General features: G+C 71.3%; 23 protein-coding genes, 1 tRNA gene and 2 pseudogenes. 16 read left to right on the top strand and 10 right to left on the bottom strand.

The features are described from left to right. Nucleotides 1-685, bottom strand: a 685-nt coding sequence (locus D452_RS0121670; protein ID WP_017546238.1) for a malate dehydrogenase, incomplete at its 3' end; no start/stop codon positions are given. 261 nt (nt 686-946) lie between these two features. On the opposite strand from D452_RS0121670, the gene D452_RS0121665 reads away from it, so the two are divergent. Further along, nucleotides 947-1,020 (top strand) — tRNA-Ile (locus D452_RS0121665). A 368-nt stretch (nt 1,021-1,388) separates the two neighbouring features. On the opposite strand, the gene D452_RS0121660 is transcribed toward D452_RS0121665, so the two are convergent. Next, a complete protein-coding gene (locus tag D452_RS0121660; protein WP_026129547.1) occupies nt 1,389-1,826 on the bottom strand; it encodes a hypothetical protein in 438 nt (145 codons plus the stop codon). Between the two features lie 19 nt (nt 1,827-1,845). After that, nucleotides 1,846-2,448 (bottom strand): hypothetical protein, encoded by a 603-nt coding sequence (locus D452_RS0121655; protein ID WP_017546236.1) that lies wholly within the window; start codon nt 2,446-2,448, stop codon nt 1,846-1,848. Between the two features lie 231 nt (nt 2,449-2,679). Between D452_RS0121655 and D452_RS0121650 the strand changes: the two genes are divergently transcribed. Next, nucleotides 2,680-4,590, top strand: coding sequence for a GDSL-type esterase/lipase family protein (locus D452_RS0121650; protein WP_017546235.1), 1,911 nt, complete (start codon nt 2,680-2,682; stop codon nt 4,588-4,590). Nucleotides 4,591-4,602: 12 nt separating this feature from the next. Here D452_RS0121650 and D452_RS28760 read toward each other — a convergent pair. Continuing rightward, a pseudogene (locus D452_RS28760) lies at nt 4,603-5,222 on the bottom strand (TetR/AcrR family transcriptional regulator). Nucleotides 5,223-5,502: 280 nt separating this feature from the next. Then, nucleotides 5,503-6,219, bottom strand: a complete 717-nt coding sequence (locus D452_RS0121640; protein WP_017546232.1) for a glycerophosphodiester phosphodiesterase — start codon at nt 6,217-6,219, stop codon at nt 5,503-5,505. A gap of 229 nt (nt 6,220-6,448) precedes the next feature. On the opposite strand from D452_RS0121640, the gene D452_RS0121635 reads away from it, so the two are divergent. Continuing rightward, on the top strand, nt 6,449-7,219 hold the full coding sequence (locus tag D452_RS0121635) for a DeoR/GlpR family DNA-binding transcription regulator (protein ID WP_017546231.1): 771 nt from the start codon (nt 6,449-6,451) through the stop codon (nt 7,217-7,219). A gap of 66 nt (nt 7,220-7,285) precedes the next feature. Here the strand turns inward: D452_RS0121635 and D452_RS0121630 are convergent, their stop codons facing one another. Together D452_RS0121630 and D452_RS0121625 are read right to left on the bottom strand one after the other, a co-directional pair. Next, the gene (locus tag D452_RS0121630) at nt 7,286-7,765 is read right to left on the bottom strand and encodes a VOC family protein (protein ID WP_017546230.1); all 480 of its coding nucleotides are present in this window, start codon (nt 7,763-7,765) and stop codon (nt 7,286-7,288) included. Between the two features lie 83 nt (nt 7,766-7,848). After that, a complete protein-coding gene (locus tag D452_RS0121625) occupies nt 7,849-9,132 on the bottom strand; it encodes an MFS transporter (protein WP_017546229.1) in 1,284 nt (427 codons plus the stop codon). 142 nt (nt 9,133-9,274) lie between these two features. Between D452_RS0121625 and D452_RS0121620 the strand changes: the two genes are divergently transcribed. The 3 genes from D452_RS0121620 to D452_RS0121610 are packed head-to-tail and all read left to right on the top strand — an operon-like array spanning nt 9,275 to nt 12,395. After that, the gene (locus tag D452_RS0121620; RefSeq protein ID WP_017546228.1) at nt 9,275-10,891 is read left to right on the top strand and encodes a sensor histidine kinase; all 1,617 of its coding nucleotides are present in this window, start codon (nt 9,275-9,277) and stop codon (nt 10,889-10,891) included. A 53-nt stretch (nt 10,892-10,944) separates the two neighbouring features. After that, complete coding sequence (locus tag D452_RS0121615) at nt 10,945-11,607, top strand: response regulator transcription factor (protein WP_017546227.1); 663 nt, start codon at nt 10,945-10,947, stop codon at nt 11,605-11,607. 47 nt (nt 11,608-11,654) lie between these two features. Further along, nucleotides 11,655-12,395: an HD domain-containing protein gene (locus D452_RS0121610; RefSeq protein ID WP_017546226.1), complete on the top strand. Its 741-nt coding sequence runs from the start codon at nt 11,655-11,657 to the stop codon at nt 12,393-12,395. Here the strand turns inward: D452_RS0121610 and D452_RS0121605 are convergent. After that, nucleotides 12,316-12,612 (bottom strand): DUF4031 domain-containing protein, encoded by a 297-nt coding sequence (locus D452_RS0121605; RefSeq protein WP_026129545.1) that lies wholly within the window; start codon nt 12,610-12,612, stop codon nt 12,316-12,318. The two genes, D452_RS0121610 and D452_RS0121605, sit on opposite strands and share 80 nt — an antisense overlap. A gap of 43 nt (nt 12,613-12,655) precedes the next feature. Continuing rightward, nucleotides 12,656-13,123 carry an Lrp/AsnC family transcriptional regulator gene (locus D452_RS0121600; RefSeq protein ID WP_017546224.1) on the bottom strand — a complete coding sequence of 156 codons (468 nt, stop codon included), beginning with the start codon at nt 13,121-13,123 and terminating at the stop codon, nt 12,656-12,658. A 152-nt stretch (nt 13,124-13,275) separates the two neighbouring features. On the opposite strand from D452_RS0121600, the gene D452_RS0121595 reads away from it, so the two are divergent. The 6 genes from D452_RS0121595 to D452_RS0121570 all read left to right on the top strand — a co-directional run bounded on the left by D452_RS0121595 (nt 13,276) and on the right by D452_RS0121570 (nt 19,504). Further along, complete coding sequence (locus D452_RS0121595) at nt 13,276-14,178, top strand: tryptophan 2,3-dioxygenase (protein ID WP_017546223.1); 903 nt, start codon at nt 13,276-13,278, stop codon at nt 14,176-14,178. Nucleotides 14,179-14,265: 87 nt separating this feature from the next. Further along, a complete protein-coding gene (gene kynU / locus D452_RS0121590; RefSeq protein ID WP_017546222.1) occupies nt 14,266-15,504 on the top strand; it encodes a kynureninase in 1,239 nt (412 codons plus the stop codon). 726 nt (nt 15,505-16,230) lie between these two features. Beyond that, nucleotides 16,231-17,088, top strand: a complete 858-nt coding sequence (locus D452_RS0121585; RefSeq protein WP_017546221.1) for a hypothetical protein — start codon at nt 16,231-16,233, stop codon at nt 17,086-17,088. Between the two features lie 683 nt (nt 17,089-17,771). Beyond that, nucleotides 17,772-18,212, top strand: coding sequence for an Lrp/AsnC family transcriptional regulator (locus D452_RS0121580; protein WP_017546220.1), 441 nt, complete (start codon nt 17,772-17,774; stop codon nt 18,210-18,212). Between the two features lie 68 nt (nt 18,213-18,280). Continuing rightward, the gene (locus tag D452_RS0121575) at nt 18,281-19,069 is read left to right on the top strand and encodes a PhzF family phenazine biosynthesis protein (RefSeq protein ID WP_017546219.1); all 789 of its coding nucleotides are present in this window, start codon (nt 18,281-18,283) and stop codon (nt 19,067-19,069) included. Nucleotides 19,070-19,081: 12 nt separating this feature from the next. After that, on the top strand, nt 19,082-19,504 hold the full coding sequence (locus tag D452_RS0121570) for a hypothetical protein (protein ID WP_017546218.1): 423 nt from the start codon (nt 19,082-19,084) through the stop codon (nt 19,502-19,504). Between the two features lie 593 nt (nt 19,505-20,097). Here D452_RS0121570 and D452_RS0121560 read toward each other — a convergent pair. Further along, nucleotides 20,098-21,339, bottom strand: a complete 1,242-nt coding sequence (locus D452_RS0121560) for a nucleotide disphospho-sugar-binding domain-containing protein (protein WP_017546216.1) — start codon at nt 21,337-21,339, stop codon at nt 20,098-20,100. 350 nt (nt 21,340-21,689) lie between these two features. On the opposite strand from D452_RS0121560, the gene D452_RS0121550 reads away from it, so the two are divergent. The 4 genes and pseudogenes from D452_RS0121550 to D452_RS0121530 all read left to right on the top strand — a co-directional run bounded on the left by D452_RS0121550 (nt 21,690) and on the right by D452_RS0121530 (nt 26,246). Next, nucleotides 21,690-23,459, top strand: coding sequence for an ABC-ATPase domain-containing protein (locus D452_RS0121550; protein WP_017546214.1), 1,770 nt, complete (start codon nt 21,690-21,692; stop codon nt 23,457-23,459). A gap of 198 nt (nt 23,460-23,657) precedes the next feature. Further along, nucleotides 23,658-23,915 (top strand): annotated as a pseudogene (locus D452_RS31485) (hypothetical protein); the annotation flags it as partial. A gap of 271 nt (nt 23,916-24,186) precedes the next feature. After that, nucleotides 24,187-25,110, top strand: a complete 924-nt coding sequence (locus tag D452_RS0121535; protein ID WP_017546211.1) for a proteasome assembly chaperone family protein — start codon at nt 24,187-24,189, stop codon at nt 25,108-25,110. Continuing rightward, entirely contained in the window at nt 25,107-26,246 is a 1,140-nt protein-coding gene (locus D452_RS0121530) for a quinone-dependent dihydroorotate dehydrogenase (RefSeq protein WP_017546210.1), read from the top strand. The genes D452_RS0121535 and D452_RS0121530 overlap by 4 nt, the downstream gene beginning before the upstream one ends. Nucleotides 26,247-26,420 lie beyond the last annotated feature (174 nt).

Below are 26,420 nucleotides of genomic sequence, written 5' to 3'. Positions count from 1 at the left end.
CGCCGCGCTTGGCGACGGTCGGGATGAAGTCCTTCCCCAGCCAGTCCTGGTCGCCGACGGCCTTGGCGGCGTTGGCGCCGTTGACCTCGGCGTTGAACAGGTCCGGGTACTGGGTGGCGGAGTGGTTGCCCCAGATGGTGAGCTTCTTGATGTCGTTGATCGACACGTTCAGCTTCTTGGCGAGCTGGGTCAGCGCGCGGTTGTGGTCCAGACGCGTCATCGCGGTGAAGCGCTCGGCCGGGACGTCCGGGGCGTGGCTCTGGGCGATGAGGGCGTTGGTGTTGGCCGGGTTGCCGACCACCAGGACGCGGATGTCGTCGGCGGCGCCGGCGTTGATCGCCTCGCCCTGGGGCTTGAAGATGCCTCCGTTGGCCTGGAGCAGGTCACCGCGCTCCATGCCCTTGCCGCGCGGGCGGGCGCCGACCAGCAGGCCGACGTTGGCACCCTCGAACGCCTTGGTGGCGTCGTCGAAGATGTCGATGCCCTGGAGCAGGGGGAAGGCGCAGTCGTCGAGCTCCATCGCCGTGCCCTCGGCGGCCTTGACGGCCTGCGGGATCTCCAGCAGGCGCAGCTTGACCGGGGTGTCGGTGCCGAGCAGCTGGCCGGAGGCGATCCGGAACAGCAGCGCGTAGCCGATCTGACCGGCGGCACCGGTGACGGTGACGTTGACGGGTGCGTTGGACATGCGTGAACTCTCCTGACGACGTTGTGCGACCCGCGATGTTACCAACGGGTTCGAGGCGGCTCCGGTGCCGGGCCCAGGGGGTACGGCCAGGCGCGCGCCGCACCATCACACCCTAGACCGCCCCCCGACGCCGTTCGCGACCCAGGTGTGCCCAAGCGCTTCGTGCGTCGTCACAGGTGCGGGCAAGCCTTGCGGAGCAACGGATTTCGGGCGCGGAAACGTCGGACGCATCCTGTTAGGATGACGTTTGCTGACGACGGAGGGCCGGTAGCTCAGTTGGTTAGAGCAGGGGACTCATAATCCCTGGGTCGCGGGTTCGAGTCCTGCCCGGCCTACCCCTTCCGAACATACAAAAAGCGCCGCCAGCCTGCACTGACAGGCCAGCGGCGCTTTCTTTCCTATCCGGCCGTGTTCGGACGGCTACGGCCCGAACCGGTCAGCTGTGCTGAATACGTGTTGAAGTATTGGCCGCCCGCTAACCCCCTCCGCGCACGACGGCGACCCTCGGGGGCGCGCCTCACCAAACGGCACGCATAAACCAAAAGTCGGACATCAGTGCCGCGTTCTGCTCATTTCACCACTCATCGGTGTCGCATTGGCGGGAGACCCTTCGTCGGGCCTTCGCCACTCGGGGGCGGGGGTCCGGGGGCAGGGCGCCGACGGTGCGGTCGGGCCGTCGGCGCACCCGGTTCCCTCTCACCGGTCAGTCGTCGCCGAGCAGCCCGCGCACGAAGGCGCGGTAGTCGCGCAGGGCCAGCCGCAGGGCCTCGGTGTCGTCGTCGGCCTTCTCCAGGGCGGCGTGCAGGGCCGTGCGACGCCCCTCGATCTCGGCGATCACGGCGTCGGCCACCTCCGACGCCAGAGCGTCCGCCGCGCGCACCGAGCTCGGCGGATCGTCCACGAACTCTCCCTGGGCCTCGTCCCAGCGCTCACGCACCTCACGGGGGACCAGGGCCCGGGGGTGCGGCCGCCAGGTCAGGGAGGGGGCGGGGGGCCTCGCGGGCCTGCTCTGCCGGGGCACTCTCACCTCGGCCTCCTCGGGGGTTTCCGGCCGCTCCGGCGGTACGGGGCGCTCGACGGGTCCGGGGTCGATCCGCTTCGCACCCGGCCGGTGCCTCGGCCGTACTGGGCGATCCGCCATGTGTACCTCCCTCGTGTGCTTACTCCACCTGGGCGCCTCGTGTCGTCTCGGCGCCGAGCAGGGCCTCCACCAGGCCCCGGTAGGCGATCAGGGCCTCGCGCAGGTTCTCGGTGGCGGTCTGGTCGGCCTCCGCGAGGTGCCCGGCGGACCGGGCCGCGCGGTAACGGGCGACCGCGTCGGGATGGTCCACGGACAGGTCCCTGGCGCGCCGCTCGAAGCTCGCGTCGTCGTGGACGCCGTCCTCGGAGACGGGGCCGTCGGGGTATCCGAGGTCCCGCATGATGGTGTCGGTGAGACCTCGGGCTCCCCGGATCGACCCCACCGGGTCGTCGACGAATCCCTGTTGCACCTCGGCCCAGGCGCGCGCGTAGTCCGCGCGCTCGGCCTCGGTGGGTGAACGCAGCTCGGTGTCCCGGCGCTGGCTGAGTCGTCCGGCGAGGTCCCGCTCGGCGTCGGCTCTGTCGCCGTGCGCCTCCAGAGCCTGCTCGTACTCCTGGCCGAACCGCGCTCTGAGCCGCCGCGTGTACAAGGCGGGGAGGACCGCCAGCCAGGCGATGATCGCGGCTCCTCCGATGACGACGACCACGGCCGCGACGATGATGACGATCGTTCCGGTCTCCACGGGGGGTACCTCCTGACGAGCCTGTGCCCCCGGGCGGCGAGTACGAAACGCCACGTTCCGTGCTGTTGGGGACCATTGGCTGACGGCGGCCGGGCCGAAACCCCGAACCGTCCGATACGCCCTAGACTGGCCGCCGGTCGGAGGGCACCGTGGCCCACGTCTCGGCAACCACCGCGCCGCGGGGACCGTCGAACACGTGAGGTGAACGGACGGAACCGGTGAGGAAGGCGTGTGGTGGACGGGGGCAGAACGGCGGGGTACGGCACGGACCGGCCAGCCACGGTCTGGGACCACGTCCTGAGGGTGGTCTCCGTCGTCGCCGTGGTGGCCCTGCTGCTGGTCGCCATCAACGCGAGCGTCTCCCGTGACGTCGCCATGCAGTCCGCGGACGACCCGGACGAGCCCGTCGCTCTTCCACTCACACACCTCCTCGACCGCACCGGTGTCTCCCAGGACGGCACCGTGGGCTCCGGCGACCTCGACGGCGCCGGCAACAGCCTCTCCGCGCGCACCTTGGCGGCGGCCGGATGGAATCCGGGAGGAGAGGTGGTCCTCCTGGACACACCGCTCGAACTCCCCGCCTACGGACCGGGCCGCCCCGACCACGTGGCCTCCGACGGCCAGTCGGTGACCCTGTCCGCCGAACCCGCCCGCTGGGAGTCCCTCACCTTTCTGGCGACCGGCACCCGCACCGACGGCACCGGCGCCGACGTGCGCGGCAACGGCCGCGTCGTCTACACGGACGGAACCACCCAGGACTTCCCGATCTCGGTCCCCGACTGGGCCGCGGGCCCGGCCGGGGACGCCGTCCTGTCCCTGCCCTACGCCAACTCCGCCACGGGTTTCGGGCAGGACGCCATCGGTTCCGTGCGCCTGTACGCCCGTTCCGTGCCGATCGACCAGGGGCGGGAGGTCGACCACGTCGTCCTGCCCACCATCGCCGACGAGGACGCCAGCCTGCACGTCTTCTCCGTCGGCGGGCGCCCGGCCGCGCAGGCCTGGACCGGGACCTGGGCGCGCGCGGCGTCCGGGTACGCGTCGGTCGGACCATGGGAGGACCAGACGCTGCGACTGACCGTGCGCACCACCACCGGCGGACACAAGGCGCGCCTGCGGTTCGACAACACCTTCGCCTCGCGCCCGGTCACCCTCGGAGCGGTCTCGGTCTCACTGCGCGGCGTGGGCGCCGCCACGCACGGAGCGGCGGTTCCGCTGACCTTCGACGGGGCGCCCGGCGCGGTCATCCCCGCAGGGGGCCGACTGGTCAGCGACCCCGTCGACGTCCTGCTTCCACCGCAGACCGAACTGCTGGTCAGCGTCCACCTGCCAGAGCGGGTGACCGCCGCACCCATCCACTACGCGTCGGTGGACACCAACTACACCAGCGTCCCCGGCAGCGGTGACCAGACCCTGGACCGCACCGGGGAGCCCTTCACCGGGCTCGTGGACCAATGGCCCTTCCTCACGGGGATCGAGGTGACGGACGGGCCCGGCGCGGTGGTGACCTACGGCGACTCCATCACCGACGGACTGCGCTCCAGCCGGGACAGTCACACGCGCTGGCCGGACGTGCTCGGCGCCCGGCTTCACGAGAGCGCCGACCTGCCGACCCTGGGGGTGCTCAACCTCGGTGTGGCGGGGAACCGGATCACCTCGGACGGCTACCCCGGGGAGGGCGTGTCCACCTACGCCAGCGGTGTGAGCATGCTGCACCGCGCCCAGCGCGACGTGTTCGCGCAGAACGGGGTGGAGGCGGTGGTGGTCTTCGCCGGGATCAACGACCTGCGCTGGGGTGCCTCACCGGACGTGGTGATCGCGGGGCTGGGACGCCTGGCCAGGACCGCCGAGGAGCACGGGGTGCGGGTGTTCGTGGCCACCCTCGCGCCGTGCGCGGGGGGATCCCGGTGTACCCCGCAGGTGGAGGAGGGGCGCCAGCGGGTCAACGCCCACCTGCGCGCGGAGGCGGGCGACCCGGGCTCGGTCTTCACCGGAGTGTGGGACTTCGACGCGGTGCTGCGGGACCCGGCCGTTCCCGAGCGGATGCGGCCGGAGTTCGACTCCGGCGACCAGCTGCACCCCAACGACGCCGGGCTGCGGGCCGTCGCGGAGTCGGTGGACCTGTACGAGCTGGTGGGTGGCTGAGCCGTCTCGCGGTCAGCGCGGGCAGCGCAGGTGGTGGTGGATCACCAGGTCCACGTACACGCCGCCGAGGTCGTCGAGGCTGAGTCCGGCCTCGGGGTCGTACCAGTGCAGGAGCGAGTCGAAGGTCTCCAGGACGCTGTCGGTGGCGCGGTTCGTGTCCCGTATCCGGAACTGGTCGGCGCTCACTCCCGCCACGATGATCTCGCGGACGTGCTCCCGGTAGGTCCGGAACAGGGAGCTGATCTCCCGGTGCCGGGCGGGGTGGATGGCGCGCAGGGCGGGCAGCAGCTCCTGGCTCAGGGCTATGGCGGACCGGTGCCGCCACCCGGAGTTCACATGCCTGCGGACCAGGCCGGACATACGTTCGGTGGGTGGTCTCCCGGGCGCTCGGCGGCCAGTTGGCCGTTGACGCGTTCGCGGGTCGCGCGTAAGACCACGGCGTAGGAGAGGTCGAACCTGGTGGGGAAGGCACGTCTGAGGCAGGCCGCGTCGGTGCGCGTCTCGCTGGCGATGCGTCGGGTCAGGTCGGACATGGCGATCCCGCGCGAACCGTGCTCGGCGAACAGCCGGGCCGCGCAGTCCAGGACGGGTGCCGTCGTGCGAAGTGCGTTCGGGGGGAGATCGGCCGTCATTCGTTGTTTTCTCGTCGCTCGGTGCGCCACGGACGTCAGGGGAGTCAAGGATATGCGTGACCGTTCCACACACAGTGTGGAACGGAGGAATTCACCGGAAAACGCGGTATTCACGGTGCGCGTGTTGTTGGTGTTCCCGCCGATGACCGCTGAGGGAAGCTTGTCGTGTTCTCCCAGGTGGTCCCGTGAACCGAGGGAACGGTACAAGGGTTGTACCAGTGTTTTCCCGGGACGGTTCCGCGTGGTCCGACGTTCCCTTTCCCGCCGCCCGCGCCGTTGTTCACGGCGGCCCCTGAGCCGTTTCCTGGGCACGGCCGGAGGTCAGGGAAACGAGGTCGTCCACGCGTTCGGTGGCGAGCGCGTCCACGCCCATTCCCATGAGTCTGGCCATGTCCGGGAACTCGTTCACGGTCCAGGCCACCACCCCGAAACCGTGCCGGTGGAGGTCGGCCACCCGGTCCCGGTCCACCAGGGAGTAGTGCATCCCCAGGAACGTGGGGCGCACCGCGCGGGCCACCTCCTCCGGCGGGGGTCCCGGCTGGTCCCAGGCGAGCATCACGCGGGCACCGGGACTGCGGGCGCGCAGCGCCTGGAGCGTCTCCAGCGGTCCGGTGAACAGCGCCTGGTCGCCGAACCCGTGTTCGCGCAGGACGGCGTCGGCGGCCAGCGCGGCCTGGGGGGAGGCGGCGTCGACCAGCAGCGGCGCGGTGGCGCCGCCGCCGAACTCGGCGATGACCTCCATGAGTGTGGGCACCCGCCGTTCCACGTCGTCGCGGGCGGCGGCGAGTTCGGCCAGGGTCAGGTCGGCGACCTGACGCGGCGGGGAACCCGGGAGGGTCACGACACGTTCGTCCACCAGGACCGGGTACCCGTCCGAGGACAGGTGGACGTCGATCTTGACCAGGTCGGCTCCGGCGCGCAGCGCCGAGCGCAGTGCCGGGAGAGTGTTACCCGGGAATCGTGCGGTGTCTCCGCGTAGTGCGATGGACAACGTCATGCAGTCAAGAGTGGCAAAGAGACCGCGATCACGTGGTGCAAACAGGAAAAACGCCCACCAAGGCGTCCCGGAGCCGTCGGGCGGCGCGGAGCGTGGGGGCCGATCGCGCGGGGATTGCGAGCGGTCTCACGTCGTGGGGGCACCGCCTGGGTACGGCTACCTGGGAAACTTCGATAAGGGGTGTCGTATCCGAACGGCACCCGCCAGGCCCCCGAGTGTGAGGCGAACGATGATCCCGGACCAGCGGCGAGAGCACATCCTGAAGCTTCTCCAGGAGCGCCACGTGCTGAGTATCAACGAGCTCACGTCGATGCTGTCCGTGTCCCACATGACCGTGCGTCGCGACATCCAGGCCCTGGAGAACGACGGCAAGGTCCTGTCGGTCACCGGCGGCGTGCGGTTGGCGGCCCGGCTCAAGAGCGAACCCTCCTACCTGGCCAAGGCACAGTTGGAGGTGCCCGCGAAACGGGCCATCGCCCGCGCCGCCGCCGAGCTGGTGCGTGAGAACTTCACCATCTACCTGGACGCGGGCACGACCACCCTCCAGATGGTGCCGCTGCTCACCGACAAGGTGGGGTTGACCGTCATCACCAGCGACTTCAACGTCGTCGGCCACCTGATGGAGTACCCGGGGATCGAACTGATCCACACCGGGGGCGTGGTGTCGCACTCCGACCACTCCTCCGTGGGCCAGTTCACGGCCGACTTCCTCCGGCAGGTCAACGTCGACCTCGCGTTCATCGCGAGCAGCTCCTGGGACGCCGAGCGCGGATCGACCACTCCGTCGGAGGCGAAGGTGATCGCCAAGCAGGAGCTGCTGCGCATCGCCTCCAAGAGCGTCCTGGTGGTGGACAGCACCAAGTACGGCAAGTTCGGCACCTTCAGGGTGGCCCAGCTGGAGGAGTTCGACCTGATCATCACCGACGAGCGCCTGCCGCGGTCGGCGGTGGACGAGATCGGTGAGCGCGACATCCGACTGAGGACCGTCCCGAGCGAGTAGTCACGGGCCCGGCCACCGGCCCCTGTAACGGGAGACGGAGCCGGGCCGGGTCCCGGAACCGGTCGACTAGTCCTCGCCGGTGTCGGGGTCGGCGGGAACGAACAGGGCCAGCTCGGTGCCGTCCGGGTCCTGGAAGACCAGGGTCGAACCCTCCTCGGCGTGCACGACCGGGGCGTGCTCCACGTCCATCCGGGCGAACCGGTCCTCCCAGGCCTCCAGGACGCCGAGGTTGGCGGCGGCCAGCGTGAGTCGGCCCAGACCACAGCGGCGCCTGTCGAAGCGGCCCTTGAAGTTGTCCCTGTGCTGGACCAGGTCGAGGAACGGCCCTCCGGGGACAAGGAAGACGGTCACGGGCGGCCCGTCGCCGTCCACCGGGTACTCCGGGCGCAGGCCCAGGACGGAACGGTAGAAGCGCACGCTGACGTCGAGGTCGCGCACGGACAGGGTCACGCGGGCGATCCCGGCGAGCGGAGGAGGCGGGCAGGCCTCGCGGAGGAGACTGGCTCGGGGGGCCAGCGCCCTGAACAGATCAAGCACGATCGACAAGCCTACGCACACCCTCCGGTCCCTGACCAGAGCCCTGACGCGTGCCTGGCGCCGCCGGGACGGGGTAGCGGAGTCGAACCAGCTCAGACCCCTGAGTTGAGCCCCGTGTCCTTGGTCACGGGAGGCCCCGAGCCCGGAGCGGCGGGGCCGTCACTGGCGCCGGACCGCTCGTACCAACGGGCCCGCAACACCAGCGTGGTCACCGCGAAGGAGACCAGCCCGCCCGCCGTGGCCAGCGCGAACGCCCCCTGGTGGCCGAAGGAGTCGGCGAGCGACCCCGAGACCATGGACCCCAGGGCCTGGCCCAGGATCAGACTGCTCAGGATGATCGCCATCGACTGTGAGAGGCGGCTGGGCGGGGCGGCCCGCTCGATCAGGCCGAACAGGCTCACCAGGTGGGGGCCGATCGCGACGCCCAGCACGAGGATGGCGACGGCCAGGGTCGCGGGGCCGTGCTCCAGGTACAGGGGCAGGGTGAGCAGCGCCAGACCGCCCGCCGCCACACGCACCCGCGCGGTGAGCGTGAAACCCACCGGCAGGGAGGCCATCATCAGCCCCGCGAGGGCGCTGCTGGAGCCCATCACCGCGTACATCAGTCCGGACAGGTCGCCGTGCCCGGCGTTGTCCGCGAACGCGGTCACGCCCGTGGACATGCCACCGAAGAACAGGCCCTGGCAGAACATCGGAACAGCGAGCAGCAGCAGCGCGGGCCGTGTGATGCGGCCTTCGGCGCCGCGCACCGGGGCCGACCCGGGCGGTGCCGTGGGGTGCAGGGCGAACACGGTGCCGAACACACCGATCAGGACGGCCGCACCGAGCACACTCGCGGTGGGGGACAGGGTCAGGGTGAGGACACCGACCAGAGCGGGGCCCAGGACGAACGCGGCCTCGTCCAGGACGCCCTCCACCGACATCACCGCGGACACCGAGCGCTCGCGTTCCAGGCCGCGGTCGGGTCCCTTGCGGATGAGCACCACCCAGCGGGTGCGGGCCATCGGTCCCACCTGGGGCATGCACAGACCACCGACCGCGGCCAGCGCCACGATGGCGGGCAGCGGGACGTCGGCCGCGATGGCCGCCACCAGGGCGACGATGAGGGCGGCGTCCACGATCGCCGTGACCAGCACGGGGAAGCGCTGCCCGTGACGGTCCGCGAAGCGCGCGATGACGGGCCCGCCGACCGCCTCACCGAGCGCGAACGCTCCGGAGACCAGTCCGGCGGCGGCGACGCTGCCGGTGGTGACGGTGACCAGGGTGAGGAGCCCGATCAGGGTCATGGACACGGGGAGCCGGGCCAGGAACGTGGCGAGGAGCAGGGGCCAACCGGCGATCCGGTGCATCCGCCGCAGGGTCTCCAGGGGTGACATTCAGCCTCGTTCTGTCTCGTGGTGCCGCGCCGTCGCCCTCGGCCGCAAACCATCCCATGATAGGTCGATCCATCCTGGTGGCGGACGAACCCTGACTTTCGTGGGTGACCCGTGACCGGTGCGGCTGTGTAGGTTCGCCACCATGGACTTCGCCGAACTCTCCCCGGAACCGCGCCGGGTCCCGGACCCGCTTCGGGTCCTGGTGATGCCCGGCCCGGGATGGCCGACCCGGGGCGCCGCCGTGCGGGACCTGCTGCTGTGGCTCGGGGCGTCCCTGGTCCTGCTCGCCGAGGCCCACGCCTTCGCCGTCGCCGGGTACGAACCGACCCTGACCGCCCTCCACCTGGTGGCCCTGGCCGGGGTGGTCCTCGTGCTCAGTCGCACCCACCCCCTCCTGGCGCCGTGCGCGGCCGTGTTCGTGTGTCTCTGGTCCCAGGCGTTCGTGGTCGTCCTGGTGTGCGTGGCCTACCTGGTCGGTCGGCGGTCGAGACGGACCTGGGTCGCCGTGGCGCTCTTCGCCGCACTGAGCCTGGCCGTCGCGGTGGTCGTGCTCCGTTTGGTGGGCGAGACCCCAGGGCTGTGGCTGAGCTCCGGGATCACCCTGGTGTTCTTCACGGCGCTGCCCTGGCTGGTGGGCGTCTACCGGCGCCAGCACCGGGAGCTGGGACAGGCGGGCTGGGAGCACGCGCGCCAGCTGGAACTCGAACAGCGGCTGACCGCCGACCGCGCCAGACTGCGCGAACGCGCGCGGATCGCCCAGGACATGCACGACTCCCTGGGCCACGACCTCAGCCTGCTCGCCCTGCGAGCCGGAGCCCTGGAGGTGGCGCCGGACCTGGCCGAGCACCACAGGGAGGAGATCTCCCGGCTGCGCTCGGGTGCGGTCGAGGCCACCGCCAACCTGCGCGAGATCATCGGGGTCCTGCGCCCCGACTCCGGTGCCGAACCCGCCCCGACCGCCCCCGCCGACGAGGATGTGTCGGCCCTGGTGGAACGGGCACGTGACTCGGGGGTGGAGGTCACGCTGGTCGGCGAGGGGCGGTTCGACGCGCTTCCGCCGATGGTGGACCGCGCGGTCCACCGGGTCGTGCAGGAGTCCCTGACCAACGCCACCAAGTACGCGCCCGGCGCCCCCGTCGAAGTGAGGGTGACCGCCGACGACGCCCGGGTGGAGGCGCGGGTCACCAACCGTGATCCGGGCGAGCGGGGCGGCCAGGAGCCAGCTTCGGGCGGTGGACACGGCCTCACCGGTCTGGCGGAGCGGGTCCGGCTGGCACGCGGAACCCTGACCGCCGGTCCCCACGAAGGCGGCTGGCGGGTGCGGGCCACCATGCCGCTGAACGGGGCCGAGACGACAGACACCGCAGAGCACGCCGACGAGGGGATCGACCGGCTCCACAGAGCGGCCCGCCGCCGGGTCCAGCCGTGGACCCTGGCCCTGGTGGCCGCTCCGGTGGTCGTGGTCCTGCTCGTGGTCGCGACCGTCTACTACGCCCTCGCCCAGATCCTCGCCGCCAGCACCTTGCCACCGGAGGACTTCGCGGCGGTCTCCGTGGGCGAACACCGCGACGAACTCGACCTGCTCCCCGACCAGCCGCTGCGGGTCTCCGAGGCGCAACTGGCGGAGTTCGACTCCGCCGACCCCGGCTGCGACCACTACCGCGGCACGGCGGGGATGTTCGACGAGGACGTGGACTTCTACCAGTTGTGCTTCGAGGACGGGGTGCTCACAGCCAAGGAGAGGCTGACGAGGCGATGAGGGCGCTGTGGGATGCTTCCCGAGCGACCGGGACCGGAGAAGGGGACACGGCTGTGATCAGGGTGCTGCTCGCCGACGACGAGGCGATGATCCGCGCGGGTGTGCGGGCCATCGTGCAGAGCGACCCGGGCATCGAGGTGGTCGCGGAGGCCGCCGACGGACGGGAGGCGGTGGAGCTGGTCCTCTCCCACCGCCCCGACGTGGTGCTGCTGGACATCCGCATGCCGCGCATGGACGGGCTCGCGGCCTGCGCCGAGATCCTTCGGGTGGCCCCGGGGACCAGGGTGGTCATCCTCACGACCTTCGGGGAGGACGCCTACATCTCCCAGGCGCTCGGCGACGGGGCCAGCGGGTTCCTGCTCAAGGCGGGGGACCCCCGCGAACTCATCGCCGGGGTGCACGCGGTCGCGGACGGGGGCGCCTACCTGTCTCCGCGGGTGGCCCGACAGGTGATCGAACGGTTCGGCGGCGGAAGGGCGGCCAAGGAGGCCGCCGCGGCCGAACGCCTGGCCGACCTCACCGATCGTGAACGGGACGTGCTCGCCCTGGTCGGCGCCGGTCTGTCCAACGCCGACATCGCCGAACGCCTCTTCCTCGTCGAGGGCACGGTCAAGAGCTACGTGAGCGCCATCCTCAGCCGTCTGGGCATGAGGAACAGGGTGCAGGCGGCCATCCTCGCCTACGAGGCCGGGCTGGTCGAGGGCTCCGCGCGCTGACCCGCGCTGACCTTTTGGGGCCGGGCGCGGGCGGGAAGACTGGCCACATGGACAGTTCCGAGCACCGGACGGACCGCTACCACCCCCTGCGGGAGGAGGACGCCGTCCTCCTCGCGGCCTCCTGGCGCCACCTCGCGGGCGGGGGGTGCGAGGCCCGGGCGGTGGGGGACGAGCTCCTCGGCCGCTGGAGCGAGGAACACCGCCGCTACCACACCCTCTCCCACCTGTGGGGAACCCTGCGAGCCGTGGACGTGCTCCAGGAGGAGGCCCGCGACGTCGACGCAGTGCGCTACGCGGTCTGGTTCCACGACGCCGTCTACGAGGGCAACCCCGGCGAGGACGAGGATGAGAGCGCCGCCCTGGCCGAGCGGCTGCTCACGCTCCTGGGGAAGGACCCGGCACTGATCGCCGAGGTGGTGCGGCTGGTGGGCGTCACCAAGGACCACCAGCCCGCGCCGGGGGACGCCGACGGCGCGGTGCTCTGCGACGCCGACCTGTCGACCCTGGGCGGACCGCCGGAGAAGTACCTGGCCTACACCTCCGCGGTCCGGGCGGAGTACTGGCGCTACTCCGACAAGGTGTTCCGGGCCGGACGGCTGCGGGTCCTGCGTTCGCTGCTGGAGAGCCCGCACCTGTTCCACACGCGGTTCGGTCGGGCGCACTGGGAGCCCCGCGCGCGCTCCAACATGCTCGCCGAGGTGGACCGGCTCAGCCGTGAGTCCTCGGAGGAGCCTGCCCCGACCCGGCGTGCTTGGGGCGGCGCAGGCCCGCCCCGCGCAGACGGGTGACCAGTTCGCGGCCGCTGACCCGCTCGGCGCCCATCTCCAGGGCCCGGGCGTGCAGGTGTTCGGGCACGTCGTAGTGGTCCCGCTCGAAGGCACCGGGCGGAACACCCAGCTCACGCGCGAAGCTGTGCAGCTCCTCGAAGGAGCTGTCGCTCACCAGGTGGGCGAAGCGCCAGCCACGGGGGCCCGGCCAGACGGGACTGTCGATCAGAACACTCACCGGTCAACCCTAGTCGGGAAGCGACGGGACGGGACCGCGGGTCTCAACGGGTCTGCGGGGCGTTGACCGGGCGCCAGGGCACCGGACTGGACAGGATCATGGTGCTGGAGGGGCGGCCGTGCACGGCGAGCTGGTCGATGACCTCCTCGAAGTGCTCCATGGAGCGCACCGCGATGAGCAGCACACAGCAGGCGTCGCCGGTGACGCGGTGCACTTGGAGGATCTCCGGCAGCTCCAGGGAGGACTGTTCGCGCAGCAGGCAGTGGGCGCCGAAGCATTCCATGCGCACCAGCGCGGTGACCGGGAGACCGGCGGCGGCCGGATCCACGTGGGCGTGGTAGCCGGTGATCACCCCGCGGTCGGTCAGTCGGCGCACCCGGTCGGCCACGGCGGGCGCCGAGAGGTTCACCCGCCGGGACAGTTCGTTGAAGGACAACCTCCCGTCCCGTTGGAGCTCGTCGAGGATGCGCTGGTCAACGCTGTCCAGCGGGGTTTCGAGTCGTGAGGCCATACTTTGCGTTCCCAAGGCCGATGGCGGATTCCTGTTACGAATGCTAGGTCAACGCCCGACTTGTGTCATCGGTGTGCATTCCTTCTGGTGGTCAATTGCCCCAGTATGTGGGTTCACGTACATGACCACGCAGTACACGAGGGGTACACCCGATGCTCTCCACCACGTCCGCTCAGTGTCCCTACGCCCCGACCGAGGACGTCGGCGCGGCGGAGGCCCGTGCCAGCAGGGCGGAGAGCAACGGGGGCAAGCCGACCCTGAACTTCGAGAAGAACACCCCCTACGTCGACTACGCGGGGATCGACACCCTGCTGAGCCTCCAGAACCCGCGCACCAAGGAGCCCGCCGAGTCGGCCTTCATCATCGGCACCCAGGTGATGGAGCTCCTGTTCTCGCTCGTCCAGGAGCGCTGGGAGGCGGCCCGGGAGGCCCTGGAGGTCGACGACGTGCCCGGCGCCGTCGCCTGGCTGCGCAGCGCCTGCAACGCCCAGGACGTGCTCAACAGCACCTGGGGCCTGTTCGGCGACATGACGCCCACCCAGTTCAATCGCTTCCGTGACTCCTTCGGGGAGGCCTCCGGATTCCAGTCCTACAGCTACCGCAAACTGGAGTTCCTCCTCGGTCACAAGTCCGCCGCCATGATCCGCCCGCACAAGGCCATGAGCGGGGTCGTCGACGACCTCACCGCCCTGATCGAGCGCCCCAGCCTGTACGACGCCGCCCTGCGCCTGCTGCACCGGCGGGGCCTGCCCGTCCCGGACGCCTCCGCCGAGCGGGACTGGACCGAGGACTACGAGCCCTCCGCCGAGGTCGAGGCCGCCTGGATCGAGGTCTACGCCGACGACCGCCCCGGGAACGACCTGTACCTGTTGGCCGAGGCCCTGGTCGACGTCGCCGAGCGGGTGACACGATGGCGTCAGCTCCACCTGGTCGCGGTCAAGCGCACGATGGGCGGCAAGCCCGGCAGCGGCGGCTCCAACGGGCTCAACTGGCTGGCCCGCAACGCCGAGAAGGACGTCTTCCCGGAACTGTGGTCCCTGCGTAGCACCATCTAGACCAGGAGACCCCGGTCGGGCCGCTGAGGCGGACCGGCCGGGGTCCACCACGGCCTCCACCCAGCCCCGGCAAGGAAGCAGGACCCGATGACGCCCACCACTCGTGAGGAGTGCGCCGCACTGGACGCGGCCGACCCCCTCGCCCCCCTCCGTGAGGAGTTCGTCCTCCCCGAGGGGGTGATCTACCTCGACGGCAACTCGCTGGGCGCACTGCCCCGCTCCACCCCCGCCCGTGTCGCCGACATGATCGAGCGCGAGTGGGGGCAGAACCTCATTCGCAGCTGGAACGACGCGGGCTGGTGGGACAAGCCGCGCACCCTGGGCGCCAAGGTCGCCCCGCTGGTCGGTGCGGCCGCCGACGAGGTGGTCGTCGGCGACGGTGCCTCCGCCAACCTCTTCAAGACCCTGGTCACGGCCCTGCGTCTGTCCGACCGCACGGTGGTGCTGGGCGAGGCGGGCAACTTTCCGACCGACCTGTACGTCGCCGAGGGCGCGGTCGGCCTGGCCGGAGCGGAGCAGCGTCGCGTGGACCCCGACGGCCCGGAGCTGGCCGAGGCCCTGGCGCGCGGTGACGTGGCCGTCCTGCTGCTGAGCCACGTGGACTACCGCAGCGGGGTCCTGCGCGACATGGCCGGGATCACCCGCCTCGCGCACGAGCACGGAGCACTGGTGATCTGGGACCTGTGCCACAGCGTGGGCGCGGTGCCCATCGACCTCTCCGGGAACGACGTGGACTTCGCGGTGGGGTGCACGTACAAGTACCTCAACGCCGGTCCGGGCGCCCCCGCGTTCCTGTACGCGGCCCGCCGCCACCACGCCGCCTCCGACCAGCCGCTCAGCGGATGGCACGGCCACGCGCGGCCCTTCGACTTCGACCCCGACTACGAACCGGCCCCGGGGGTCTCGCGCTTCCTCAGCGGCTCGCAGCCCCTGGTGGCCGACGCCGCCCTGGAAGCGGGCCTGGACGTGTGGGCCAAGGCCGACCTCGCCCAGGTCCGGGCCAAGAGCCTGGCCATGACCGACCTGTTCCTGGCCAGGGCCGTCTCGGTGGGGCTGGCGTCGATCACCCCGTCCGAGCACGACCGGCGCGGTAGCCAGGTCTCCCTCGTCCAGCCGGAGGAGGGGGCCGGCTACCCGATCGTCCAGGCGCTGATCGAGCGCGGTGTGATCGGGGACTTCCGGGCCCCCGACGTCATGCGCTTCGGGTTCACCCCGCTCTACCTGCGCTATGTGGACGTCCACGACGCCGCCACCGCGCTGGTGGAGGTCGTGGAGTCCGGGGAGTGGCGTGCCGAGCGGTTCAACCGCAGGTCACAGGTCACCTGACCCGATCCGTACTCCCCGGTGGGACAACCCGCCGGGGAGTTCTTTGTGCTCACCGGCCCCAGGAAGCGTTCCGGTGACCCCTCCAGTGCCCGGATGACGCGGCCTTTGCCTCGATGTGCCCCCTGTGTGCCGTCCCCACCGGGCCTCCGGTCCGCGCCTTCGCGGTCCGGTCCTTCGTGACCTTTCGGCTGGTCCGTGGCCCTTCGGGCGGTTCTGAGGCGACCCATCTGCGTTCGTTCTGGTTTATGACGAGCGCCACTCGCGAGCCCGCCTGCTGTCCCCGGTCGGGCCCGCGAACCCCTGCTGTCAGGGCGATCCCGTGACCTGCGGGTTCTTAGCCAGTGACGTCGTTGCGTGTTCTGCAAAACACGCCGCGTCATTTTACTCGCGATCCTTCGGCACTTTGCCGAACCCTGGGTTAGTGTCCTTCGTGACCGGTTCGTTATGGACCTTTAGCGATCCGGTGCCGAGCCCTTGACCGGCCTGCGAGCCGAAAGGGAATCGAGACCTCTTCATTTCTCTCGGGAACGAGCAGCGCGAATCCACGCGCAGCTGTCCGGCGGAGCCGATCCGGCCCCCCGTTCCCACCCCGCCACTCGCCGCCAGCGACGCGGGGCGTGCCATGACACGACACTCGTCCGGAACACGGACCCCTTTACGTCCGCGTGCCCCGACACGTCATGGCCCGGTCTTCTCGGCTTCTGTCGTCAACCTGGCTATCACTTCATGAGCAACGACACTCCCATTCAGTACGGCGAAGTCACCGCGACCTATTTCTGGGACGACGGTTCCGGCATCAACGGAGACACCGGGATGCCCGCCGGTGGTGAACCCATGCAGAAGGGGCTGTTCTCCAGCCCCAGCTGGCCGCTGGGCACCGAGGGATTCATCGTCTACGAGGGTGAAGAGTACGAGTTCTTCATCGGTGACCGCGGTCCCGGTATCCCCTCCGAGAACTGCGACGTTCTCCTGGACATCGACGGCGAGACCTTCGCCGACATGATGGGCGAGAGCTTCGACAAGGACTCCCTCGTCGTCAGCGGTGGCAACGGCCACGCTGAGGTCGAGTACTTCATCACCGAGTGGGGCGACGGTAACGGGACCGAAGGTGCTCCCCACCCGTTCAACCAGTCCGGCAACAAGTGCGAGAACGCGGTCTCCGACGTCCCGGCCGAGTACCTCCCCGAGGAGGAGACGGCCGAGGAGGAGCAGGCCGAGGAGCAGGCCGCCAAGGAGGACACCTCCGACGAGGCCTCCGAGGAGACCGCCAAGGAGGAGGAGCAGCAGGACGACGCTCCCGCCGCCGCCGAGCAGGAGGACGAGGACACCGGCGTGACCGCCGAGACCGCGGCCAACGACCTGACCGGCTTCGGGCTGACGGGCGCCGAGGGCACCCCCTCCGCCGCCGGTCTGCTGAGCCTGGCGATCATCCCCGCGATCCTCATCGCGCTGTTCTTCGCCTGGACCCGCCGTCCCTCCGGTGCCCACGCCGGTGCCGAGGACGAGGGCGACAAGGGTCTGATGGCCGAGAGCAACGGTCGTCACGGCATCGCCACGCTGTTCGACAAGCTGCTCGGGCGCTAGTCCCGGCAGTTCCGCGACAACCCCCGGACCCACCCCGGTCATCCGTGACCTCGGGAGTCCGCTAGGCCAGGTGTTCCTCCTGGCGGGGGGAAACAATGAGACTCCCGTAGGGCGCAGACCCTGGGGGTGTGGGTAGGCCAGGGGCCGCGATCGTCGATCGCGGCCCCTGCGCTGTGTGCGCCCGCCGGAGCCGAGCGGTCAGAGCCCTCCCTGCGACAGTCGCGGTGCTCCACGCGTCCGGTCGACCGCCGCACCGCGGTCGCCCGCACGGTGGTCAGGTCAGCGGTCCTCCGGTCGCCTTTGACGCGGAGGGCCCGCCCGACCCGTGGACACGGCGGCGCGTGGCCGCGTGCCCTCACTCGCGCCGTGACCCACCAGGACGGAGCCCGACCCGCCTCGTTTCCGGCGGCGCCGTTGCCGCCCGCGGGTGCGGAGCCGCCCCGTGTGCCCGACACGGTGGTCAGTGTGGAGCCGGTCCCCATGAGGCCGGTCTCTCGGGCGTCCGGTTCCGAGGAGGAGCCGGACGACACCGATCATCGGAGCGCTTCATGTCTTGAATATGAGGCGAATCACCCCATATTGTCGATGCTCCCGGGCGGATGCTGGACGAACTGCTCGGTAGGACGCCTTCCACCACAGTTCATCTGTTGTGTCCACGACGCGGACGGTATGAGGTAAGACAAGTGGCCGTGCAGCTGGACGACACCGACCGCCGGATCATCGCGCTCCTGCGCGACGACGGCCGCATGTCGATCCGTGCCGTCGCCGAGAGCGCGCACATCTCCCGCGCCAACGCCTACTCCCGCCTCGAACGCCTGCGCGACGAAGGTGTGATCAGGGGATTCACCGCCGTCATCGACCCCGAGAAGTACGGCACGGCGCTCTCCGCCTACGTCTCCGTACGGATCGAACAGCACTCCTGGGAGAGGTTCCGGGGCTACCTGCGCGACATCCCCGAGGTCGACCACGCAGCCCTGGTCTCCGGCGACGTCGACCTCCTGCTCCTCGTCCGGGTCGCCGACGCCGCAGCCCTGCGCACCTTCGTCCTGGAACGGCTCCAGCGCCTGCCCGAGGTGAAGAGCACCCAGACCATGTTCATCCTGGACGAACCCCACCTCCAGTAGTCGGGATGGGGTCCACTTCACCCTCCGGTGGCCCTTGGCGGACCGGCTCCACTTGGAAGAATGGACCCATGCCCGAGTACCGCGTCATCGACGCCTTCACCGACCGACCCCTCGCGGGGAACCCCGCGGCCGTCCTCGTACTGGACGACACCTACCCCGACGCGTGGGCACAGGGGATCGCCGCCGAGTTCAACCTCTCCGAGACCGCGTTCGCGCGCCGGATCGACGACCCCGACGCGGACTTCGAACTGCGCTGGTTCACCCCGGTCACCGAGATCGACCTGTGCGGCCACGCCACCCTGGCCACCGCGCACGCCCTCACCGAACTCGGAGAGCGGGGGCCGATCCGCTTCCGTACCCGCAGCGGCGTCCTCACCGTGCAGAACCGGGACGGCAGGCTCTGGATGGACTTCCCCGCCCGCCCCGCGGCCCCCGCCGACGCCCCGGACGGACTGGCCGCGGCCCTGGGCGCCGAACCCCGGTGGACCGGGATCGGCGGCAACAACGACCTCCTCGTCGAACTCGCCGACGCCGCCACCGTCCGTGCCCTGGACCCCGATCCCACCGCCATCCGGGCCCTGCCCGCCCGCATGGTGATCGCCACCGCGCCCGGCGACCGCGGATACGACACCGTGTCCCGGTGCTTCGCCCCGGCCATGGGCGTCCCGGAGGACCCGGTGACCGGGTCCGCGCACACCGTCATCGCCCCCCACTGGGCCGCGCGGTTGGGCCGTACCGAGCTCCTGGCCCGCCAGGCCTCCCGCCGCGGCGGTGACCTGCACCTGCGCCTGGACGGGGACCGCGTGCACATCGGCGGCGACGCCGTCACCGTCGCCACCGGCGACCTGAACCTGTAGAGGAGAACCCCCATGGAGCAGTGGGCCACCAGGGAAGAGATCAACGCCGCCCGCGAGCGGCTGGAGGCGGGCCACCCCGGATGGCGGCGTCCGGCGGCCTACGGGGTCGGCGTGCACCGGGACGGCCGGACGCTCTTCGGGCTGACCAACGTCGGCACGAGCCCCCTGCCCGCCATCGTGCTGGCGATCGAGTGCGGGCACACCTCGGGCACCGCCACCCACGAACTCACGCCCGCGCGCCTCACAGCGGCCGTCGACGCCCTGGCGCCCGCCGAGGCGTGCACGGAGCTCCGGCACCCCAACCTGGTCGAGTGGCGGCGACTGCTCGCGGATGTCGAAGAGCGGGGCGGACACCTCGTGGCGGTGTTCGTGGGGGACCTGGCCGACGACCCCGTGGACCCGCACGACCGAGCGTTCCGTGCGGCTTTCGCCTGATACACACCACCCATGGGGAAGCCGATCCCGCCGAATTCCCGGATTTCCCCGTGCGGCCGTCCCGGGTCCGGTAAGAATAGTTCCACGACACCCCCCACCCCCCTCCGTGGAGGTGTCGGGACAGCGGCCCGACCGGAGCGCCCCTTGATTCCGGACGGGCCGCGTCCTCCCCGTCGGTCGGTGCTGGACCCCCTCCTGCCCGGCCGTCGCCCTCTGGTGGTCGGGCCGAGAACCCCGTACCCGGCTCGACCCCAGAGGCCCGGGAGCCCTCGGGGCACGTCGACACCGGGGCCGGTCCATCATCCGGGGGAACCACGCCCCCGATCTCCGCGAGACCCATCCCGTTGATCCGGTCGCTGGCGGCCTGCGCCTGGGCCGTCGTGGACAGCTCGCCCGACAGCAGCCGGGATGCACCGTGCCCCCGGGAACGTCGGTGGCGCGCAGCCCACCGGGGACCAGGGCCGTCTCCTGCTGGAGGAGGTCGCCCGGGGTCTTCGTGCCGTCGTGGTCGGCCCGGGTCCGTAGGAAGGTCTCGGTCTCCAGGGTTACCGGGGTGCTGTCACCGAGTGCGAGGACGAGTATCGACGCGCGGGTCAGGAGACGAGTTCGTGGATGTGGTCGGCGGCGTTCCGGGCTCCGTCGACGCCGGCCAGACGGTGCTGGAGCTCCTCGGCTCGGGCACGCAGGTGGGGGTCGCGGAGCAGGGACTCCAGGGCTCGGCGGAGCCGTTCCCCCTCTGCCTGGTGGGGAGTGAGTCCCACGGCGTTGCCGAAGCGGACGCACTCGGCGACGTTCCAACGCTGCTCCAGCTGGAGTCCGATACCGAGGAACGGTTTCCCGGAGGCGACGGCGGTCTGCACGGTGCCCTCGCCGCCGTGGATGACCGAGGCGTCCACGAGGTCGCCGAGCCGGTGGGCGGGCAGCAGGTCGAACACGTGCACGTGGGGTCCGAGTCGCTCCTGGTCACCGGGCTCCAGGTAGCGTGCGACCGGGGCGATCACCGTGACGGGCAGCCGGGACAGTTCGCGCAGGACCCTCAGGACGATGTCGCGGTACCCGGAACTGCCCATCGCGAAGTAGACGACCCGGCGGTCGGCCCCGCGGGCGGTCTTCACCAGGTGCTCCACCTCCGGGGGAACCTCCAGGGGCAGCCTCGCGTAGACCGGGCCCACCCAGCGGTAGTGGGGCGGGAGCCGGTAGGGGCGCAGGTAACCGGAGATCGAGGCGACCAGGTTGAGGTCCCCGTCCAGGGCCTCCACGGTTCGGCGGGGGAGTCGCACCCCGTACTCGCGGGCGACCCTGGAGAAGCCGCCGGGCTTGTGGGTGGTGTACCGGGCGGCCTCGCGAAGGAGTAGCGCCGCGCCGATGTTGACCGCCCGGGACAGGCGGCGGTTCTCCTGGAGGAGCGGCAGGGAGTCGGCCTGGCGCAGGTGCGGCCACGAGTAGGCGAAGGGTTTGACGTAGACCAGCGGGACCCCGCTGGCGCGTGCGGAGATCATCTGGCTCAGCGTGGTGCCGATGACCGTCGCCGAGGGCCGCAGCAGCTTGTTCAGGGCCAGTTCGCTCTGGACCCGGGCCCGGACCCTCTCCGTGGTGAAGGGGTGGCTCACGCCACGGCCCTGGTCGAAGCGGATCAGCTGGTCGGCCTGTTCGTCGGTGAGCTCCGGGGAGAGCGGGTGGTACTCGAACCCCTCGTCCTCGATCAGCCCCGCGTACCGCTCGGAGTACCCGGCGAACACGCACTCGTGCCGGCCTCGGAGTCGACGTGCGACCTCGATCGCCCGTGTCGTCTCGGCGAGGTTGAAGGTTTCCGGTGCGAACAGGACCGTGCTCATGGTGCGGACTCCTCGGGAGAGGGGGCTCCCCGAAACCTAGCCGTCGGGGAGGTGCCGGGCAAAGTCCTCCCCGGGCGGGGTGGCGTGCGTCACTTCGGGTGGTCCGACGGCGTCCTGCCGCACTCCCTGCTGGGCGAGACGAAGCCGAGCCCCGACGAGTTCGAGGCGATCCTCACGGACGTGCTGCCCGTACCGCCGACCTGATCCGGGCCGGAGCGCCTCGCGCCGGTGGGTCGGGGCGGGCCGCGCCAGCCCGGCCCGGACGCGGTTGTCCACAGGGTCGGAGCGGGATTCGCACAGAAGTCCTAATCTGGCGGGGGCACCAGTACGTAGCGACACCGGGGGAAGTGATGACGGAGCGACGCGGGAACGGCGGCCAGGGGCGCCGGTACGGCGGGGGCGGCGGTGGCCGCGGCGGTGGCGGGGGCCGCAGGCCCGAACCCGAACCCATCCGAGGGGTGCGGGACGAGGCGCGCCTGTCCGAGGAACTCCTCCGGATGCAGGGCGCCTCCTACGGCCGCTACAAGTCACTCAAGGGCGACTGGGACTTCGGTGACTTCACCCTGACGGTGGAGCGGGTCCAGGCGGATCCCTTCGCGCCGCCCTCGCGCATCCGCGTCCTGCGTCCCGACGCCGGTATCCCCGCGAGCGCCTTCGCCGACCCGGTGCGCCGCCGGGCCACCGCCGACTACCTCGGGCGGCGCGCCCGCCGTCTGCTGCGGGGGTCGCTGCTGAAGATCGACACCGGCGGCCAGGAGGTCATCGCCCGCTCCTCGTGCCAGGTCACCGAGGACGGGGCCCTCGACCTCCGGATCGGAGTGGACCTGCCCGGACACGGCCGCCGGATCGACGGTCGCACCGCCGAGCGGGAGCTGTGCCGCACCCTTCCGGCGCTGGTCGACGACCTCGACTGGGACGAGGTCGACGAGGCGGAGGCCGTGGCCTTCGCCGACAGCGTGGCCGACACCGTCGCCCTCCGGGCGGGGCTGGCCGACCGGGGTCTGGTCGCCTTCGTCGCGGACGGAGCGATCCTTCCCCGGCGCAGCGGTGTGAGCGACGAACCCATGGCGGGGGAGGGCGTGGTTCCTTTCTCCGCACCCGAGAGCCTGCGGGTGAGCGTGGACCTCCCGCACGCGGGCACGGTCACCGGGATGGGGGTGCCCGAAGGCATCACCCTGATTGTGGGCGGCGGTTTCCACGGCAAGTCCACCCTGCTGCACGCCCTGGAGCGCGGTGTGTACGACCACGTTCCCGGTGACGGCCGCGAACAGGTCGTGACCAGGGAGGACGCGGTCAAGATCCGGGCGGAGGAAGGGCGCGGCGTGGAGCGGGTGGACGTCAGCCCCTTCGTGCGCAACCTGCCCACCGGCGCCGACACCCGCGACTTCCGCACCGAGAACGCCTCGGGTTCCACCTCGCAGGCCGCCAACATCTGCGAGGCGGTGGAGGCCGGGTCGCGCACCCTGCTGGTGGACGAGGACTCCACCGCCACCAACCTGATGATCCGCGACGAGCGCATGCAGGCCCTGGTCCACGGCGACCGGGAACCGCTGGTGCCTTTCGTGGACCTGGTGCGACCCCTGCACCGTGAGCACCGGGTCTCCACGGTCCTGGTCATGGGTGGCAGCGGTGACTACTTCGACGTCGCCGACCAGGTGATCATGCTGGACGCCTACCACCCGCACGACGTCACCGAGAAGGCCCGCACCCTGGCACACGATCGTGTCGACGCCGCGTTCACCCTGCCCCGGGCCCGCGTGGTCGACCCCGGGTCGGTGGACGACGACACCGCGAAGGGACGGAGCCGGATCAAGCGCCGGGACATGGACGTGCTGGTCTACGGGGAGGGTGACATCGACGTGCGCTCGGTGGAGCAGTTCGTGGACCCCGGACAGATCACCGGTGCCGGTCTGGCCCTGCGCGCCCTGGTCCGGGGTCTGCACCTGGACGGCCAAAGGACCGTGGCCGAGGCCCTGGATTCCCTGGAGGAGACCCTGGCCAAGGAGGGCGTGACCCTGCTCGGTGCGGACTTCGGCGGCGACTACGCCCTGCCGCGCAGACACGAGATCGGCGCCGTCCTCAACCGGCTGCGGACCCTGAGAGTGGTCCGCCAACGCTGACGGCGTGCGCCGCGCCCTCGGTGTCCGGTGAAGCCGGGCCTGAGCGAGTGGCGACCGGGCCCCGGTGGGCGACCGGGCCCCGGTCGCGACCTCAGAACGCCCTGACCAGAAGGACCACCAGGATCGTGGCGCCCACGGCGGTGTCGTAGACCATGCACCACTCGGCGAGCGACCGGGAGATCACCTTCCGGTCCACCAGTGCACGGCGTCCCAGCAGGCGTGCGCGAGCAGACCGACCGCGACCACCGCGACCGCCGCCTCGGGGGACACGACCAGGGTGAGGAGCCCGGCGCCGCCGAACAGCGCCAGCGCCGGGGCCTGGAAGGCGAACACCCCGGGGCGGCGCAGGGGCCCGCGTACCTGGTCCGCCGCGCCAGGGCCGAGGCCGCCGCCGACCTCCTGGAGTCCACCGCCCTCTCCGTCACCGAGGTGGCCGCCCGCTGCGGCTTCGGTTCCGCCGAGACCCTCCGCCAGGTCTTCGTCGACTTCTACGCGATCCCGCCCTCGCGGTTCCGGGCCGTCCACCGCCGCCCTGACCCCCGCGGCCGGACGTGTGGGCGTCGTCACCTCCGGGGCCACGGGGTCCGGTCGCACCCGCCCCGGGTCGGTATTGTGGAAAAGCAGGGCACAGCGACCCCGTCACGGGTCCCCTCGGAACCCTCCGGCAGGTCGGCACGGGTGCGTCGCGGCCCCTGCGATCCCGACCAGTTTTGGAGACGAGAACCCGGTGCGCGACCCCGCAGAACTGTACGAACTCCACCCCGGCTTCGACGACGTCACCGGGCTGGTGATGCTCGTCTGTCTGGACGGCTTCGTCGACGCCGGAAACGCTGGCAGCCAGTTGTCCGAGTCGCTGTTCGAGCGGTTCACCGCCGAGCAGGTCGTGACGTTCGACGTCGACCGCCTGGTGGACTACCGCCGCCGCCGACCACAGATGACCTTCGTCGAGAACGTGTGGACCGACTACACACCGCCCAAGCTGGCGCTGTACCGGATGCGCGACGCCGAGGGCCACCCCTTCCTCGTCCTGCACGGCCCCGAGCCGGACGGCGAGTGGGAGGCCTTCACCGCGGCCGTGTCCAGCCTCGTGGAACGGTTCTCCGTCTCGCTCTCCATCAGTGTCCACGGCATCCCCATGGCGGTGCCGCACACCCGGCCGGTGACGGTCACCCCGCACTCCACCCGTCCCGAGCTGATCGAGGGACACACCCCGTGGATCGGCCGGGTCGAGGTGCCCGCCAGCGCGTCCGCGCTGCTGGAGTACCGCCTCGGGGAGAACGACCACGACTTCGTGGGCTACGCCATCCACGTGCCCAGCTACCTGGCCCAGTCCACCTACCCCCGGGCGGCCATCGCCGCTCTGGAGTACGTGGCCGGGGCGACCGGTCTCGCCCTGCCCAGCGAGGAGCTGGAGGAGGTGGCCGCCTCCACCGACGTGGAGATCGCCGAGCAGGTCGCGGCCTCCGAGGAGGTCCAGCGCGTGGTGGCCAACCTGGAACGCCAGTACGACGACATCATGTCCTCGCGCTCTGAGGAGGGCGGCGGGCCGGTCCCGCTGTCCGACGACGGCACGGGGCTGCCCACCGCCGACGAACTCGGCGCGGAACTCGAACGCTTCCTCGCCGAACGCGAGGGAGACGGAAACGGATGACCGTGTTCTACCAGATCCTCTTCAGCTCGGTCCTGCGCCACATGGACGCGGAGACGGTGCACAAGCTGAGCTTCGCCGCCTTGCGCGGCGTCACCGCGGTCCCCGGCGTGGCCGAGACCATGGGCAGGGTCCTGGGCCCGCGCGAACCCGAGCTGACCGTGCACGCCTTCGGCCGTGAGTTCCCCGGCCCGCTGGGCATGGCCGCCGGATTCGACAAGAACGCCGAGAGCCCGCGCGGCCTGGCGGCCCTGGGTTTCGGCTACGTCGAGGTGGGCACCGTGACCGCCCACCCCCAGCCCGGGAACCCCAAGCCGCGGCTGTTCCGTCTGGTGGCCGACCGCGCGATCGTGAACCGCATGGGCTTCAACAACGAGGGCTCCGCACTGGTGGCCGAACGCCTGCACCACCAGCGCCGCGGGCCCGTGCTCGGGATCAACATCGGCAAGACCAAGGTCACGCCCGAGGCCGACGCGCCCGCCGACTACGCCCTCAGCGCGCTGCGGCTGGCGCCCTTCGCCGACTACATGGTCATCAACGTCAGCTCGCCCAACACGCCGGGCCTGCGTAACCTCCAGGGCGTGGAGCAGCTGCTCCCCCTGGTCAACGCCGTGCGCGCGTCCCTGGCCGAGGCGGGACGCCCCGAGCTGCCGCTGCTGGTGAAGATCGCTCCGGACCTGGCGGACGAGGACGTCGACGCCGTCGCCGACCTCGCGCTCGCCGAGGGCCTGGACGGGATCATCGCCACCAACACCACGATCTCCCGCGCCGGGCTGGACACCCCGGAGACCGAGGTCGAGGCCGCCGGAGCCGGAGGCCTGTCGGGCGCCCCGCTCAAGGAGCGCTCCCTGGAGGTCCTGCGCCGTCTGCGCTCCCGCGTGGGTGACCGGGTCACCCTGGTCGCGGTCGGCGGCATCGAGACCCCCGAGGACGCCTGGGCCCGCATCCGCGCGGGCGCCACCCTGGTCCAGGGGTACACCGGGCTGATCTACGGTGGTCCGCTGTGGCCCCGCCGCATCCACCGGGGCCTGGTCCGTCTGGTCCGCGCCGCCGGCTACCGGTCCGTCCAGGAGGCCGTGGGCTCGGACGCCCCGGCCCCCGCGCTCACGGTGGTCAGGCAGACCCCCGAGGCGAGCTGACCGACGACGCGGGCGGCCGGTGGGAACCCCCACCGGCCGCCCGCTGGCGTTCGCGGGACCGCCCCTACCAGTCGCCGTCCCAGTCGGGCGGGTAGACGTTGCCGGGTTCGGTGCCGCCGAGGGCCTGACCACTGGTCACGAACACGTAGTCCCTCTCGCGCAGCCGCTCGATGA

Source organism: Nocardiopsis prasina DSM 43845 (genome assembly GCF_000341265.1).
GTDB lineage: Bacteria > Actinomycetota > Actinomycetes > Streptosporangiales > Streptosporangiaceae > Nocardiopsis > Nocardiopsis prasina.
Note: the sequence above shows the minus strand (reverse complement) of the source record. Positions and strands in the feature narration are given on the sequence as shown.